The organism is Actinoplanes sp. CA-015351, from assembly GCF_050955685.1.
Taxonomy (GTDB): domain Bacteria; phylum Actinomycetota; class Actinomycetes; order Mycobacteriales; family Micromonosporaceae; genus Actinoplanes.
The window spans coordinates 7773914-7789353 of sequence record NZ_CP192102.1; the positions used below are offsets into that span (position 1 = coordinate 7773914).

The window sequence follows — 15440 nt, forward strand, 5'->3', positions numbered from 1 at the left end:
TCCGTATGTTCGCGCCATGGCGGATCTTTTCGAGGAGTACCGCCTCGGCCCCGGCTGGGACGAGATGTTCGCCGAGCTGGGTGTGCCCCGTGAGAGCTACGAGGCGCTGCACGCTACGTTGCAGCCGCTGTCGAGCGCCGAACTGGGCGTGCGCGCCGAGGTGCTGGCCCGGGCGTTTCTCGACCAGGGCATCACTTTCGCCCTCAAGGGCGTGGAACGGCCGTTCCCACTGGACATCGTCCCCCGGATCATCGCTGCTCAGGAGTGGCGCTCGGTCGAGGTCGGCGTCGCACAGCGGATTCGGGCGCTGGAAGCGTTCCTGGCCGACGTGTACGGCGCGGGCCAGGTCCTTGCCGACGGCGTGGTGCCGCGACGGATCATCGCGACGAGCGCACACTTCCTGCGCGCGGCGGCCGGGATCAACCCGCCCAACGGGGTACGCGTACACGTGGCGGGCGTCGACCTGATCCGCGACGAGCAGGGCACGTTCCGGGTTCTCGAGGACAACGTACGGATCCCGTCCGGGGTCAGTTACGTCATGGAGAACCGGCGGGCCATGGCCCAGGTGCTGCCCGAGGTCTTCGCGGCGTCCCGGATCCTGCCTGTCGAGTCGTACCCGGCCATGCTGCTGCGGGCGCTGCGCGCGGCAGCGCCGACCGGGGTGAACGATCCGACGGTCGTGGTGCTCAGTCCGGGTGTCTTCAACTCGGCGTACTTCGAGCACACGCTGATCGCCCGGGAGATGGGTGTCGAGCTGGTCGAGGGACGTGACCTGATCTGCGTCGGCAACGGGGTCGCGATGCGGACCACGGCCGGCGAGCAGCGGGTCGATGTGATCTATCGCCGGATCGACGACGACTTCCTCGACCCGGTTCAGTTCCGGGCCGACTCGATGATCGGTGTCGCGGGCCTGCTCAACGCGGCCCGGGCCGGCCGGGTCACCATCGCCAACGCGGTCGGCAACGGTGTCGCCGACGACAAGCTGCTCTACACGTACGTGCCGGACCTGATCCGGTACTACCTGAACGAAGAGCCGCTGCTGCCGAACGTCGACACGTACCGGCTGGACGAGCCCGGCGTGCTGGAGCACGTGCTGGACCACCTGAACGAACTGGTGCTCAAGCCGGTCGACGGCGCCGGCGGCGCCGGCATCGTGATCGGCTCGGCCGCGATGAACCACGAGCTGGACGCGGTACGCGAGAAGATCGTCGCCAACCCGCGCGGCTGGATCGCCCAGCGCGAGGTGAAGCTCTCGATGGTGCCGACCCTGATCGGTGACCGGCTGCGTGGCCGGCACGTCGACCTGCGGCCGTTCGCGGTGAACGACGGCGAGAAGATCTGGGTCCTGCCCGGTGGACTGACCCGGGTGGCGCTGCCGGAAGGCGAGCTGGTCGTCAACTCCAGCCAGGGCGGTGGCTCCAAGGACACCTGGGTCCTGGCGTCGCCGGACGACACCATCCCGTTCGAGGTGCCGCATCTGCCCGCCGACCCGGCGCCGCTCAAGGCGGCCGGGCGTCCCGAACCCGGGCCGGCCGGCGCCGCCGATGCGGCCGAGCAGCAACAGCAGCAGCAGTGAGGCGGGCGCGGACATGCTGAGCCGGATCGCGGAGTCCCTCTACTGGATAGGCCGGTACGTCGAGCGGGCCGAGGACACCGCCCGCATCCTGGACGTGCACCTGCAGCGGATCCTGGCCGACCCGTGGACCAACGAGGAGACGGCAGTCCGGTCGCTTTTCGGGGTCATGGGCCTGCCGGTGGAAGCGGGCCAGGTCACCTCCGCGCAAGTGGTGGACCTGCTCGGGCTCGATTCCCGGAACCCCAGCTCGGTGGTGGGCGCCCTGGCCGCGGCCCGGGAGAACGCCCGTGGCTGCCGGGAGATCGTCTCCTCGGAGATGTGGGAGTGCCTGAACGCCACGTACCACGGCCTGCCGAGTGCTCGCCGCACGGTGGAGCAGCAGGGTGTGCACGCGTTCTTCCGCTGGGTGCGGGACCGCTGCGCCGTGATGGCCGGGCTGACCGACGCCACCATGAGCCGTGACGAGGGCTGGGTCTTCCTGGTGCTGGGACGCAACATCGAGCGCGTCGACATGACCGCCCGGCTGCTGCGGACCCACGAGCGGGCCGGCGGCAGCATCCCGTCCTGGCTGACGCTGCTGCGGTCCAGCGGGGCGTGGGAGACATTCTTGCGTACCTATCGAGGCTCGCTCGACGATCGGCACGCGGCCGAGTTCCTGCTGCTCGACCGGCTCTTCCCGCGGTCGGTCTTCGCGGCGCTGTCGGCGGCCGAGGGCTGCCTGGCCGACCTGGAACCGGACCCGGGCCGGGCCGGCGTGGCGACCGACGCGCAGCGCATCGTCGGCCGGGCCCGCACCGGCCTGGAGTTCCGCGGCGCCGACGAGCTGATCAACGACCTGGGACCGGTGCTGGCCAGCCTGGAACACACGTGTTCGCAGGTCAACGACGCGGTGTCGCGCCGCTATTTCCGCCACACGTCGGCGGTCACGTGGAGCAGTGGAGCGGTGGCATGAGCGTGGACAGCTGGCGGCTCAAGATCCAGCACAAGAGCGGTTTCGAGTACGCCGGACCGGTGTCGTCGTCGTACAACGAGGCCCGGATGTGGCCCCGCAACGAGGCGCGGCAGGCGGTGCTGGACGCCAAGGTCGAGGTCTGGCCGCCGGCGCGCACCTACAAGTACGAGGACTACTGGGGCACCGTCGTCACGGCGTTCGACGTGCACGCGCCGCACGAGCAGCTGACCGTGACGGCGTCCTCCACGGTGGAGACCCTGCCGCCCGGCGACCTGGTACCGCCCGGCGAGGGCGCGAGCTGGTCCGATCTGGAACAGCACGTGGACCGCTGGTACGAGATGCGGCTGCCGACCCGGCGTACCGGTGTCGACGAGGAACTCCGGTCGATCGTGGCGGACCTGCGGGGCACCCACGGCACACCGCAGGAAGCGGCCATGGCGGTCTGTGCGTTCGTGCGGGCCGAGGTGGCGTACGTGCCCGGGTCGACCGGCGTGCAGAGCGACGCCCTGCACGCCTGGGCCCAGCGCAAAGGCGTCTGTCAGGACATCAGCCACCTCGCGGTGGGGATGCTGCGGGAGATGGGCCTGCCGGCCCGGTACGTCTCCGGTTACCTGCACCCGAAACCCGGCGCCACCATCGGCGAGAGCGTCGTCGGGCAGAGCCACGCCTGGGTCGAGTGGTGGGCCGGGCGGTGGACCTCGTTCGACCCGACGAACGGGATCCCGATCGGCGAACGGCACGTCAGCGTCGGCCGAGGCCGGGAGTACGCCGACGTGCCGCCCCTGAAAGGGATCTATTCGGGCCCGAAGAGCACCGGGCAAGGGGTCGAGGTGACGATCACCCGGCTGCGTTGATCTCGCAGATCAGCGTGCCGGCGGTGATCGTGGCGCCGACCTCAAGCGCCAGGCCGGAGACGGTGCCGGCGCGGTGGGCCGCGAGCGGCTGCTCCATTTTCATCGCCTCGATCACCACGATCGTGTCGCCCTCGGCCACCTCGTCACCGTCCTGCACCGCGACCTTGACGATGGTGCCCTGCATCGGAGCGGTGAGCCCGCCGCTGGTGACGGCGGACGTCGCCTTCTGAGCGCCTCTCGGACGGGCAGAACCGCGTTTCGGGGTGCTTCCACCCGTACCGAAAAGGGTTTTGGGAAGACGCACCTCGATGCGCTTTCCGCCCACCTCGACCACGACGGTCTCGCGTTCCGCGGCCTCGGCAGAGGCCGCGGCAGGCGCCGCGAAAGGCGGCACCGTGTTGTCCCACTCGGTCTCGATCCAGCGGGTGTGCACGGTGAACGGGTCGCCGGTGAACGCGTCGTCGCGGATCACCGCGCGGTGGAAGGGCAGCACCGTGGCGATGCCCTCGATGATCGTCTCGTCCAGCACCCGGCGGGAACGCTCCAGCGCCTCGGCCCGGGTCGCACCGGTCACGATGATCTTCGCTAGCATCGAGTCGAAGTTGCCGCCGATCACGCTGCCCGTCTCGACGCCCGAATCAACCCGGACGCCGGGGCCGAACGGCCAGGTCAGCGCGGTGACCTGGCCGGGCGCCGGCAGGAAGCCGCGACCGGCGTCCTCGCCGTTGATCCGGAACTCGATCGAGTGGCCGCGCGGAACCGGGTCCTCGGTGATCGCCAGCGGCGCGCCCGAGGCGATCCGGAACTGCTCGCGCACCAGGTCGATGCCGGTGGTCTCCTCGCTGACCGGGTGCTCCACCTGCAGGCGCGTGTTCACCTCGAGGAACGAGATCGTCCCGTCCTGGCCGACCAGGTATTCGACAGTGCCGGCACCGTAGTAGCCGGCCTCGCGGCAAATCGCTTTGGCGCTCTCGTGGATCTTGGCGCGCTGCTCGTCGGTGAGGAACGGCGCGGGCGCCTCCTCAACCAGTTTCTGATGCCGGCGCTGCAGCGAGCAGTCACGGGTGCCGACCACCACGACGTTGCCCTGGGTGTCCGCGATGACCTGCGCCTCGACGTGCCGGGGACGGTCCAGGTAACGCTCCACGAAACACTCGCCGCGGCCGAACGCGGCCACCGCCTCGCGGGTCGCGCTCTCGAACAGCGCCGGGATCTCCTCGATGGTGCGAGCCACTTTCAGACCCCGGCCGCCACCACCGAACGCCGCCTTGATCGCCACCGGCAGGCCGTGCTGCTCGGCGAAGGCGACGATCTCCGAGGCGTGGGCCACCGGGTTCGGCGTGCCGGGCACCAGGGGCGCGCCGGCGCGCTGCGCGATGTGCCGTGCGGTGACCTTGTCGCCCAGGTCGCGGATCGACTGAGGGCTCGGGCCGATCCAGGTGAGGCCTTTTTCCAGGACGGCCTCGGCGAACTCGGCGTTCTCCGACAGGAAGCCGTAACCCGGGTGCACCCCGTCGGCGCCGCTGCGCACCGCCACGTCCAGCAACTTGTCGATGCGCAGGTAGGTGTCGGCGGCGGTCTCACCGTCCAGCGCGTAGGCCTCGTCGGCCGCGCGCGCGTGCAGCGCGTCCCGGTCGCTGTCGGCGTAGACGGCGACGCTCGTGAGGCCGGCGTCCTTGCAGGCCCGGATCACCCGGAGGGCGATCTCGCCACGGTTGGCGATCAATATCTTCCGCACGGGAAGAGCCTAACGGTCGTTCCGCTCTTTTGGCCTCGATGCGAATCCGAATTTACTTCCAGGAGATTCAGTTTCGCCACAGGCTGGTGATCGGTACGCCCATCTCGCCGAGAAGCGTGCGCAGCAACGGCAGCGACAGGCCGATCACGTTGCCCGGGTCGCCCTCGATCCGCTCCACGAACGCTCCGCCCCGGCCGTCCAGGGTGAAGCCGCCGGCCACCTGAAGCGGTTCGCCGGAGGCCACGTACGCCTCGATCTCCGCGTCGCTGACGTCGGCGAAGTGCACGGTGGTGGTGCCGACCGCCTCCGCCTGAAGGCCACTGACCAGGCCGGTCAGGTGGTGGCCGGTGTGCAGCACCCCGGACTTGCCGCGCATCGCGGACCAGCGCTTGATCGCTTCCTCGGCGCTCGACGGCTTGCCGAAAATCTCGCTGCCGAACGCCAGCACCGAGTCGCAGCCGAGCACCAGCGCGCCCGGGTCGGCCGGTAGGTCGGCGGCCACGGTGCGTGCCTTCATCCGGGCAAGGGCGAGACAGAGCGTGGACGCGTCCTCGGCATCAACGACGCTTTCGTCCACGCCACTCACGATGACCTCGGCGTCGATGCCGGCGCCGGTCAGAAGGGCACGGCGGGCCGGACTGGCCGAGGCGAGGATCAGTCGGTACGTGATGTCGGTCTGCACGGAAAGGGAGCCTACAAGGCATCAGTGTGGGCTTGTGGGCGCAAGCGGCAGGTTTACGCCCTTTTATGGTCAGCGGGGTCAGCGGGTCAGGCGGTGGCTCAGGGATTCGAGGAGACCGGCGAATTCAAGGCGCTCGCCGCGGTCCAGCGTCGCGTACGCCTGACCGGCCAGCGAGTTGGCCACCGCCTCGGCCCACATCAGGCGGCGGACCAGGGGGCCGGCGTGCGGGTACGGCGGCTGCCAGCCGAACGCCACCGCTCCGGTCTCGCCGTCCGGGCCCGCGATGATCGCTTCGAGCGGGGTGAGTCCGCTGGCCCGGACCGCGATGACGTGCACGCCCTGGCGGTGCTCGTGCAGCAGGTGCAGCAGGACGGCCGCCCGCGCGCCAGGCGCCGGGTCCGGCACCGGCATGGCCCGCCAGGCGGCGAAAAGGGTCAGGCCCGCGGCGTCGACACCGTCCACCACCCGGCCGGCGAGCTCCAGCAGCCGGGCCAGCCGGGGGAAGGCGCCGAGCTGCTCAGTACCCCAGGCGCACAGCTCGTGCAGGTGCCAGGTGGCGACCTCGACCGGGGCGGACGTCTTCGCTGTTGCCTCCCAGCCGTCGGTGACCGCCTCGGGGGCGATGAAGGCAAGCGCGGCGGCCACCGTCTCCGGCCGGACATCGCCGAGCGCACCGGCCCGGGCCGACACGTGGTAGGCCCAGCCGGAGAGCCCGAGCAGCCGGGCACGACGCAACGTCTGCGGTGATTCCGCGAAGGCTCCGACTATGGCGGCGAGTCCCGCCTTGGCGTTGGCGGCAGCCTGTTCGGGGGTCACCCGCCCGATTCTGCCCTCCCTGACCGGTTAAAGAAAACGCTCCCTACCGATCTCAGCCTCAGGATTCCAGGTCGTCCAGCGCCGCCTGGACGTCACCGACCTGACGCCGGGCCGCCGCTGCCTCGCGCTCAGCGGTACGCCGGGCCAGCTTGCGCCGTGCCACGTCGGCCACCGCCTCGGTGCGCCGCCGCTCCAGCTCGGCCAGTTCGGCGTCCAGGTCCTCGACCAGGTGGCCGGCGTCGCGTTCGGCGGTCTCGGCCCGTTCCAGCTGGGCGTCGGCACGCCGCTCGGCGGCCATCGCCGTGGTCAATTCCCGGTCCAGCTCCCGGCGCCGGCGTTCCTGCTCGCGTTTGCGCTGATCGGCTGCCGCACGCTCCCGGACGGCCGCAGCCTGGTCACGAGCGGACGGCCTCGCTATTTCAGTATCCTCGGGTTCTGGATCCAGGGTCTCGGATGGCGAGCCGGCAGGCTCGTCGGTGACCAGGCGCAGGCGGGGTCGCGGCACCTCGCCGAAGCCCGCGTAGGTCGCGGCCCGGATGAGCCGGCCGGTGCGCACCTGCTCGGCGATCTCCGGCTCGGCGAGGGCGGCGGTGAGCGTCGCCTCCACCTCGGCGAGCGGCAGTTTGCTGGTGCTGGCCCCGGCCTTGACGGCCAGCTTGCGTGCCGCCGCGACCAGCGCCGACACGAACTGGCGGCGCTGGGTGGACAGCTCGCGCAGCTGGTCGCCCTGCAGGTCACGCTGGGCGCTGCGCAGGGCGGCGGAAAGCTCGACCAGCTCGTCGATGAGATCGGGGCGGTGCAGGGCGAGCAGGTTGACCACCCAGGCCGCCACCGTCGGTTTCTTCAGCCCGGCGAGACGTTTGGCCGCGTCCCGGTCGCCGGACCTGCGGGCCTCTTCGATCGCGGCGGCCCGGGCCGCGACGAAGCCGTCCGGCGGCTCCTCATAGAGACGCCGGACCGTGGCATCGGTGCCGGTGACCACGTCAGCCGAGCACGGTTCCGGGCGTCACCTGCTGGAACTTGGTATCGGAGAAACTCTCCAGGTGCTTGCCGTAAACGGCCGCACCGCGCTCGTTGAGCAGGCCGTCGTGCAGCGCGAAGGCTCGGCCGGGACGCACCGCCCGGACGAATTCCACCGACTCGGCGATGGTGGCCCAGGGCGCGTTCATCGGCGCGAAAAGGGTCTCCACCTCGACGCCGGGCAGTGTGAACGAGTCGCCTGGGTGGTAGACGTTGGCGGCGCCGTCGTCGATCAGGAAGCCCAGGTTCGCGAAGACCGGCACGTACGGGTGAATGATCGCGTGCTGTCCGCCGTACGCACGGACCCGGAAACCGGCGGCCTCGAACTCCTCGCCGGACGACACCGCGGTCGTCGAGCCGGCCACGCTTTCGAGCAGTGGCAGCACCGCCTCGTGCGCGAAGATCCGCAGGTCCGGTCGCCGGGACACCGCCGCGGTCACCGCGTCCACGTCCAGGTGGTCGAAGTGCTCGTGGGTGATGAGCACGGCATCCGCGCCGTCCAATGCGGCCTTCTCGGAGAATTCGCCGGGATCCACCACGAGAACTCCCGCGCCCTCGAGTCGCAGACATGAATGCGTGAACTTCGTGACGCGCACGGGACTCCTCCGCCGTTGAATCGTGACCGCTGAACAAGCAGTCTGCCGGAACCAAGTGCCGTGTGGCGTACGTCCCAACCCCTCAAGCATGAGCGGATCGGAGTGACGATGCATAAACGGGGTGCCACCAAACTGATCGCCGCGGCGTTGCTCGCGGGGGCGTTGCTCACCGGTTGCGGTGCGGACAGCACCGACTCGGGAAGTTACTCGCAGGCCGAGCCGGCCGTGGGCGGCGCGGACCAGGAGGCCCCGGCGGCGGCCGACCGCGCCGGAGGCGGCGAGGCGGACAGCGCCGGAAAGGCGGACGAGGGCGCGAACACCACCGCGCAGGCGCCCGACCTGCGCGTCGACCAGCGTTCGATCATCTACACCGGCTCGATCACGGTACGCGTCGACAACGTCACCACGGCCGCCGCGCAGGTCACCGGCATCGCCTCGGCGTCCGGAGGTTTCGTCGGCGGCGACGAGCGGCACAGCGGCACCGGCGCGGACACCGCGAACCTGACCCTGCGGATCCCGGCCGACAAGTTCAGCTCGGTGGTCGACCAGCTCGCCAAGCTGGGCACCGAGGAGACCCGCGGGATCAACACCGAGGACGTCACCGAGCAGGTCGTCGACCTGGACGCCCGGATCTCGGTGCAGACGGCCCGGGTGGAGAGCGGCAAGAAGCTGCTCGGCCAGGCCAAGTCCCTCGACGATCTGGTGATGCTGGAGCGCGAGGTGGCGACCCGGGAGGCCGACCTGGCCTCGCTGGAGGCGAAGAAGCGCCGGCTCGCCGACCTGACCTCGCTCTCCACGATCACCGTGGTGCTGCTCGACCCGGACGCCACGAGCGCCGAGCCGGACGACGAGACGCCGGGCTTCCTGGCCGGCCTCTCCGGCGGCTGGGACGCGCTGAAGGCGTCGCTGGCCGTGCTGGCGACCGTGCTCGGCGCGCTGCTGCCCTGGCTGCTGGCGATCGGAGTGCCGGCCGCGGTGGTGGTCCATCTGGTCCGGCGGTACCGGCGGCGACCGCCGGTACCGGCACCCTGAGCCGGCCCTCATCCCGATCTTGTTGACTTCCACCGGACCGTTTCTGTGGAAATCAACAAGATCGCGAAGGCGGGGGAAATCAACAAGATCGCGAAGGCGGGTGGGTCAGAAAGCGCCCGACGCCAGTGCCGCCAGGGCGGTGTGCGTCATGACCCGTACGCCGTAACCGATGCTGCGCTCGTCCACGTCGAAATCGCCCTGGTGCAGGTCGTGACGCACGTCCGAGCCGGGGACGGCGGTGCCGAGCCGGATCATCGCGCCCGGCACGTGCTCCAGGTAGAACGAGAAGTCCTCGCCGCCCATGCTGAGCTCGGCCTCGACCACCCGGTCGGCGCCGAGCGCGGCACCGGCGGCGCCGGCCACGATCGCCGACGCCATCCGGTCGTTGATCACTGGCGGGACACCCCGCTGGTAATTGACCTCGACCTCGGCGCCGGTCGCCGCGACCACGTCGTGGATCAGCCTGGTGACCAGTTCCGGCGCCTCGCGCCAGGCCTCCCGGCTGAGCACCCGGACGGTGCCGCGTACCTCGCCGGCGCCCGGGATCGCGTTGAACGCCTGCCCGGCGTGCACAGCGCCCCAGACCAGGGAGAGTCCGGCCCGCGGGTCGATCCGGCGGGCCAGCAGAGCCGGCACGTCGACGATGACCCGGCCCAGCGCGTGCACCAGGTCGGCGGTGAGGTGCGGGCGGGCGGTGTGCCCGCCGGGGCCGGTCAGCTTCACCGAGACCGCGTCGGCGGCCGCGGTGAACGGGCCGGACCGGACACCGACCAGACCGGCCGGCAGCTGCGGGTAACAGTGCAGCGCGAAGATGGCAGCGACGTCCTTGAGGGCACCCGCAGCGATCACCTCGGGGGCGCCGGACGGCATCGCCTCCTCGGCCGGCTGAAAGATCAGCCGCACCCGGCCGGCGAGCTCGCCCTGCTCGTGCAGTTTCGCGCAGGCCAGGCCGAGGCCGAGCATCACGGTGGTGTGCACGTCGTGGCCGCAGGCGTGCGCCAGGTCGTCCACGGTGCTGCGGTACGGCACATCCTTGAGGTCCTGCAGCGGCAGCGCGTCGATGTCGGCGCGGAACGCGATGACCCGATCACCCTCGCCGATGTCGCAGACGACGCCGTTGCCCCTGGGCAGCATCCGCGGGGAGAGACCGGCGACGGTCAGCTCACGGGCGATCAGCGCGGCGGTCTCGAATTCGGAGTGTGACGGCTCGGGGTGAGCGTGGATGTGCCGGCGAATCGTTACCAGCTCTGAACCCCGCGCGGCGAGCCAGCGATCGAGCTGGCCAGGGAGCGGGTCGGCACCGGGCAGCGTCCCGGGCCACGGCGTATCGACACCTTCCGGCGCCGTCAGAGCAGCAGTCACGTCGGCTTCCGTATTCGTTCTAGAGGTTTGTCGGGTTTCGAGACGCGCGCCAGCGTAACCCGAATTCCATCACGCTGTGTAACGGGAGGGTAAAGAGGTTGCCACTCCACAGCAGGGGTGAGACGAGCCCACGGGAGATCGTCCCGGCCCGCCAACCCCTCAACGGGTACTGAATCGCTGAGGTGACGCGACACACCACCTGTACGTCACCTCAACGGTAGGACGTTCGCGCTCGCTCTGACGACCAACCGCCGACAGTGAGGGTTTTTGCACCCTGAGTTCGCCGGCGTCCACACTCGGCCACTTCACGGCTACCCACCGTCGAAGTGTGTTGAACACTCCACCCGTGACTTTCATTGAGCGCCACCCAGCGGGCAAGATAGCGGGGTTGGCGACAGCCCCTATACCCCCTCGGTGGCATCCTCAGTGACTCAGATTCCGACGTGGAGCGGTGGCAACACCTCCCCTCTCAGCGGACGTGCGGCCCCGGGCACGCTCATCGGCGGGCGGTACACGCTGCGCGCCGCGGTGGGTCATGGCGGCATGGGAACGGTGTGGCGCGCGGCGGACACGCTGCTGCGCCGCGACGTGGCGATCAAGGAGGTGATCCTCCCGCCCGGTCTCGCACCCAGCGACCGCGACTCGATGTACGAGCGCACCATGCGGGAGGCCCGCGCCGCCGCCGCGCTCCAGCACCCGGCCGTCGTCCAGGTCTACGACGTGGTCCACGAGAACGGCCGGCCATGGATCGTGATGGAGCTGCTGGACGCCCGCAGCCTCGCCGACATGGTCATCGAGGACGGCCCGGTCTCCCCGCGGGTGGTCGCGAAGATCGGCATTGCTCTGCTCGGCGCTCTCGAGGTCGCGCACGCCCACGGCGTGCTGCACCGCGACGTGAAGCCGGCGAACGTGCTGATCTGCCAGGACGGCCGCTGCGTGCTGACCGACTTCGGCGTCGCCCGGATGCCCACCGACGTGCAGCTGACCACGCCCGGCATGGTTCTGGGCTCGCCGCACTTCATCTCGCCGGAGCGGGCCATGGGCCACGACTTCGGTCCGCCGAGCGACCTGTTCTCGCTGGGCGTCACGCTCTACACCGCGATCGAGGGACGCCCGCCGTTCGACAAGGGCGACCCGATCGAGACCATGCACGCCGTGGTCGAGGACCCGCCGGCGCCGGTCGTGCGCGCGGGCTCGCTCGCCCCGGTGCTGATGGGCCTGCTGGAGAAAAACCCGGGCCAGCGGATGGACGTCACGACCGCCCGCACCATCCTGCGTCAGCAGCTGGCCGGCCCGCTGGCCAGCAAACAGCCGCCGCACATGATGACCGACCCCTATTCGGTGGTCTCGTCGTCCCGGCCGACCAGCCCCGCGCCGGCCGCTGACACTCAGCAGATCCCGCCGCAGCCCAGCGGCCAGATCGGTGGCCGGGCCATGCTCTCGCCCGGTGAGTCGCTCACCGACCACCTCAACAAGCTCCAGCAGCAGAACTCCCCCGGTGGCCGCCGCCGCGCCCCGGAGCCCGCCGGTGAGACCCCCGGTGGCTTCCCGACCAGCATGATGCAGCAGCAGCCGCAGTCGGGTGACCCGACGAGCGTGATCCCGCCGCACAATCCCCCGTCACACAATCCCCCGTCGCACAACCCGTGGAACAGCGGCGACCAGCGCCCCGGCACCGTGGTGATGAGCCCGGCGGCGAAACGGCGCGCCACCATGAGCAAGGTGACGACCGGCGCGCGGGAGACCACCGACAAGCTGGTCACCACGTTCAAGTCCTGGCCGCGTAACAAGCAGCTGGCCTCGGCCGGCGCCGCCGCGGCCGTCGTGCTGGTGCTGATTCTGGTCTTCTCGCTGGGCGGTGGCGACGACCCGGCCGGGCAGGACGCTCAGGCCCAGCCGGCGCCGAGCGCCGCGGCCGCGCTGCCTCCGGTGCAGACCCAGGACTTCCAGGGCAACGCCTCGATCAGCGTGCAGGTTCCGGCCGGCTGGACCCGCACCTCCGGCCAGACGTACGTGGACTACGTGAACCCGGACAACAAGGCGATCAAGGTCCGCGTCCTGCTGGAGAAGGGCTCGATCTCACCGAACCGGTTCGTCAACGAGACCGCGCCCGGCACCTTGAAGAAGTCGAAGAACTGCCCGAAGCCGTACACCCAGGGCGAGACCATCGAGGTCGAGGTCGCGGGCAACGCCGGTGCCCAGTTCGAGTACACCTGCGGCGCGGGTGACGCCATGCGTCACGGCATCTGGCGGATGACCACCATCGGCAACAAGATGTACTCGTTCTACCTGACCACTCCGGAAGTCGACTTCGCCGCGAGCAAGCCGTACTTCGACAAGATGGCGGAGACCTTTCAGATCGCCGGGTGACGCTGTGCTATCAATCCCTGATGGTGTCCGAAGTTGATGTTGACCTGAGAGAGCGGGCCGAGGCCTGGCTCACCGACGATCCCGACCCGGTGAGCCGGTCCGAGCTGCGCGAGCTGATCGACCGGCTGCCGGCGACCACCGCGGAGCTGCGCGACCGGTTCGCCGGCCCGCTCACCTTCGGCACGGCAGGGCTGCGCGGACCACTGCGCGCCGGCCCGAACGGCATGAACCTCGCGGTGGTCACCCAGGCCGCCGCCGGACTGGTCACCTGGCTGGCCGCGCAGGGTGGCGAAGGCCCGCTGGTGATCGGTTACGACGCCCGGCACGGTTCCCGCGAGTTCGCCGAGCGGACCGCGAGGGTGGCGACCGGCGCCGGCCGCCCGGCCCTGGTCATGCCCCGCACGCTGCCCACCCCGGTCCTGGCCTATGCGGTGCGCGCCCTCGGCGCGGTCGCCGGCGTGATGGTCACCGCCAGCCACAATCCGCCGCAGGACAACGGTTACAAGGTCTACCTCGGCGAGCAGCTCGGCGGACCTGCCGGTCACGGCGCGCAGATCGTGCCACCGGCTGACGCCGGCATCGAGGCGGCCATCCGCGCGGTCGGCAGCCTCGCGTCGGTCCCGCTCGGCGGTCCCGGCACGCTCCTCGACGAGAAGATCTTCCAGGGGTACGTGCGGAGCGCCGCGAACGTGCTCATCGAGGGCGGCCCGCGTGAGCTGACCATCGCGTACACCCCGATGCACGGGGTGGGCGGGGAGACTGTGGAGGCCGCGTTCGCCGCTGCCGGGTTCGCCGTGCCGGCCGTGGTGGCCGACCAGGCCGAGCCGGACCCGGAGTTCCCGACCGTGGCGTTCCCGAACCCGGAGGAGCCGGGCGCGATGGACCGGCTGCTCGCGCTGGCCGGCACGAACCACGCCGACCTGGCGATCGCCAACGACCCGGACGCGGACCGCTGCGCCGTCGCCATCCCGGTGGCCGGCGGATGGCGGCCGCTGCGCGGGGACGAGCTGGGCGTGCTGCTAGCCGACCACCTGATCCGGCGCGGCGTCACCGGCACGTACGCCACCACGATCGTGTCGTCGTCGCTGCTGGGCCGCCTCTGTGCCGCCCGTGGTGTGCCGTACGCGGAGACCCTGACCGGCTTCAAGTGGATCGTCCGGGCCGCCGAGGAGCTGGCGTTCGGGTACGAGGAGGCGCTCGGGTACTGCGTCGCCCCGGCGATGGTCCGCGACAAGGACGGTGTCACGGCCGCGCTGACGGTCGCCGAGCTGGCCGCCCAGTTGCGGGCCGAGGGCCGTACCCTCGGTGACCGCCTGGACGAGCTGGCGACCGAGTTCGGGGTGCACGCCACCGACCAGCTCTCGGTCCGGGTCGACGACCTGTCCGAGATCGGCCGCGCGATGGGCCGGGCCCGTCAGGCGCCGCCGGCCATCCTGCTCGGATCACCGGTGACCGAGGTCGCCGATCTGCTGCCGGACAACGACGTCCTCACGTTCCGGACGGCCGGCGCCCGGGTGGTGATTCGTCCTTCGGGCACGGAGCCGAAGCTCAAGGCGTACCTGGAAGTGGTCGAACCGGTCGCCGAGGGCGACCTGGAAACGGCCCGGACCCGCGCCGCGGCCGCGCTCGTGACCCTGCGCGGCGAGATCGCCGCCACGCTGGGCGTGTAGCGGACCCCATCCGGCTGGCTCAGCAGTGAGCCAGCCGGTCCAGGGGCGTCACAGCGGCTTCGGAGCGCCCAGGGCAGCCTGGATGGCCCGGCCCAGCGTCGCGACCACGAGCGCCACGCTGGGACGCACGATCGAGTCCTCCAGCGACACGTCGCCGACGAACCCGGCGTTGCTGGCGATCTCCTCGAGCCGCTCGTGTGCGCGCTCCGCGTCCTCGGGCGGCAGCTTCAGCGCCGGCTCCATCCGGGCGGCGACAAGCAACGTGGCGAGAGCGGCGGTGCGCTCGTCGGGAAGCGTGTTGCCGACCAGAGCGGCCGCGAGCCGCTGCCGGATCTCGGCCTCGTAAGCCGGGTCGCTCGTGGGGTAACGGTGCACGTGGATCACGCCGAGCTGGGTCTCGTCGACGTCGCGCACGACACCGCGGTCACACAGATCCTCCAGGATCCGGGTGCGCAGGCGGTGACGCAGACGCTGGAGCCACTGCGCGGGGGTGTGCGGCTCGTCCGCCGCGACCTTCGCCAGCACGGCGTCGGCGACCACGTCACCGAGCGGGGTGGCGTCGACGACCTTGAGGTAGCCGTCAGCGGCGTACGCGACACGGTTCGCCAGGGCGAGGTCGATCAGGATGGCCGCGGCCATACCCAGGTCGAGCCCGATACGCGAACCTGTCGCCTTACCGGTCTGGTCGTCGTACGCGAGGAGGAGGAGTTCCTCGGCGAGCGGGATGGGGGTCATATTTGACAACGATAGTGCTCCGCGTCACGGGATCCGA

The 15440-nt window shown here is 70.8% G+C and carries 13 protein-coding genes; 6 read left to right on the forward strand and 7 right to left on the reverse strand.

Annotated features, from left to right (window positions below; genetic code table 11):
* The first annotated feature begins 16 nt into the window (after nt 1-16).
* The 3 genes from ACQP2E_RS35300 to ACQP2E_RS35310 are packed head-to-tail and all read left to right on the forward strand — an operon-like array spanning nt 17 to nt 3382.
* Nucleotides 17-1576 carry a circularly permuted type 2 ATP-grasp protein gene (locus ACQP2E_RS35300; RefSeq protein WP_433827296.1) on the forward strand — a complete coding sequence of 520 codons (1560 nt, stop codon included), beginning with the start codon at nt 17-19 and terminating at the stop codon, nt 1574-1576.
* Nucleotides 1545-2528: an alpha-E domain-containing protein gene (locus ACQP2E_RS35305; RefSeq protein ID WP_433827297.1), complete on the forward strand. Its 984-nt coding sequence runs from the start codon at nt 1545-1547 to the stop codon at nt 2526-2528. The genes ACQP2E_RS35300 and ACQP2E_RS35305 overlap by 32 nt, the downstream gene beginning before the upstream one ends.
* Complete coding sequence (locus ACQP2E_RS35310) at nt 2525-3382, forward strand: transglutaminase family protein (protein ID WP_433827298.1); 858 nt, start codon at nt 2525-2527, stop codon at nt 3380-3382. Before ACQP2E_RS35305 ends, ACQP2E_RS35310 begins: the two co-directional genes overlap by 4 nt.
* On the opposite strand, the gene ACQP2E_RS35315 is transcribed toward ACQP2E_RS35310, so the two are convergent.
* The 5 genes from ACQP2E_RS35315 to ACQP2E_RS35335 form a co-directional block, all read right to left on the reverse strand.
* Nucleotides 3366-5120 carry an acetyl/propionyl/methylcrotonyl-CoA carboxylase subunit alpha gene (locus ACQP2E_RS35315; protein ID WP_433827299.1) on the reverse strand — a complete coding sequence of 585 codons (1755 nt, stop codon included), beginning with the start codon at nt 5118-5120 and terminating at the stop codon, nt 3366-3368. The genes ACQP2E_RS35310 and ACQP2E_RS35315 overlap by 17 nt on opposite strands.
* 67 nt (nt 5121-5187) lie before the next feature.
* Complete coding sequence (locus tag ACQP2E_RS35320; protein WP_433827300.1) at nt 5188-5802, reverse strand: Maf family protein; 615 nt, start codon at nt 5800-5802, stop codon at nt 5188-5190.
* Nucleotides 5803-5880: 78 nt separating this feature from the next.
* The gene (locus ACQP2E_RS35325) at nt 5881-6618 is read right to left on the reverse strand and encodes an SCO6745 family protein (protein WP_433827301.1); all 738 of its coding nucleotides are present in this window, start codon (nt 6616-6618) and stop codon (nt 5881-5883) included.
* 58 nt (nt 6619-6676) lie between these two features.
* Complete coding sequence (locus ACQP2E_RS35330; protein ID WP_433827302.1) at nt 6677-7600, reverse strand: hypothetical protein; 924 nt, start codon at nt 7598-7600, stop codon at nt 6677-6679.
* A gap of 1 nt (nt 7601) precedes the next feature.
* Entirely contained in the window at nt 7602-8234 is a 633-nt protein-coding gene (locus tag ACQP2E_RS35335) for an MBL fold metallo-hydrolase (RefSeq protein WP_433827303.1), read from the reverse strand.
* A gap of 108 nt (nt 8235-8342) precedes the next feature.
* Here ACQP2E_RS35335 and ACQP2E_RS35340 point away from each other — a divergent pair, with 108 nt between their 5' ends.
* Nucleotides 8343-9266 carry a DUF4349 domain-containing protein gene (locus ACQP2E_RS35340; protein ID WP_433827304.1) on the forward strand — a complete coding sequence of 308 codons (924 nt, stop codon included), beginning with the start codon at nt 8343-8345 and terminating at the stop codon, nt 9264-9266.
* Nucleotides 9267-9371: 105 nt separating this feature from the next.
* On the opposite strand, the gene ACQP2E_RS35345 is transcribed toward ACQP2E_RS35340, so the two are convergent.
* Entirely contained in the window at nt 9372-10628 is a 1257-nt protein-coding gene (locus ACQP2E_RS35345; protein WP_433827305.1) for an amidohydrolase, read from the reverse strand.
* A gap of 426 nt (nt 10629-11054) precedes the next feature.
* Between ACQP2E_RS35345 and ACQP2E_RS35350 the strand changes: the two genes are divergently transcribed.
* Nucleotides 11055-12998: a serine/threonine-protein kinase gene (locus ACQP2E_RS35350; RefSeq protein WP_433827306.1), complete on the forward strand. Its 1944-nt coding sequence runs from the start codon at nt 11055-11057 to the stop codon at nt 12996-12998.
* A 20-nt stretch (nt 12999-13018) separates the two neighbouring features.
* Nucleotides 13019-14668, forward strand: coding sequence for a phospho-sugar mutase (locus ACQP2E_RS35355; RefSeq protein WP_433827307.1), 1650 nt, complete (start codon nt 13019-13021; stop codon nt 14666-14668).
* Nucleotides 14669-14716: 48 nt separating this feature from the next.
* Here ACQP2E_RS35355 and ACQP2E_RS35360 read toward each other — a convergent pair whose 3' ends face one another.
* A complete protein-coding gene (locus ACQP2E_RS35360; protein ID WP_433827308.1) occupies nt 14717-15403 on the reverse strand; it encodes a GOLPH3/VPS74 family protein in 687 nt (228 codons plus the stop codon).
* Between the last annotated feature and the right edge of the window lie 37 nt (nt 15404-15440).

What these genes read in the sequence shown, in the direction of transcription:
- ACQP2E_RS35310 (WP_433827298.1), top strand. Translation starts at nt 2,525, where the DNA reads ATGAGCGTGGACAGCTGGCGGCTCAAGATCCAGCACAAGAGCGGTTTC.
- ACQP2E_RS35305 (WP_433827297.1), top strand. Translation starts at nt 1,545, where the DNA reads ATGCGGCCGAGCAGCAACAGCAGCAGCAGTGAGGCGGGCGCGGACATG.
- ACQP2E_RS35360 (WP_433827308.1), bottom strand. Translation starts at nt 15,403, where the DNA reads ATGACCCCCATCCCGCTCGCCGAGGAACTCCTCCTCCTCGCGTACGAC.
- ACQP2E_RS35340 (WP_433827304.1), top strand. Translation starts at nt 8,343, where the DNA reads ATGCATAAACGGGGTGCCACCAAACTGATCGCCGCGGCGTTGCTCGCG.
- ACQP2E_RS35300 (WP_433827296.1), top strand. Translation starts at nt 17, where the DNA reads ATGGCGGATCTTTTCGAGGAGTACCGCCTCGGCCCCGGCTGGGACGAG.
- ACQP2E_RS35355 (WP_433827307.1), top strand. Translation starts at nt 13,019, where the DNA reads ATGGTGTCCGAAGTTGATGTTGACCTGAGAGAGCGGGCCGAGGCCTGG.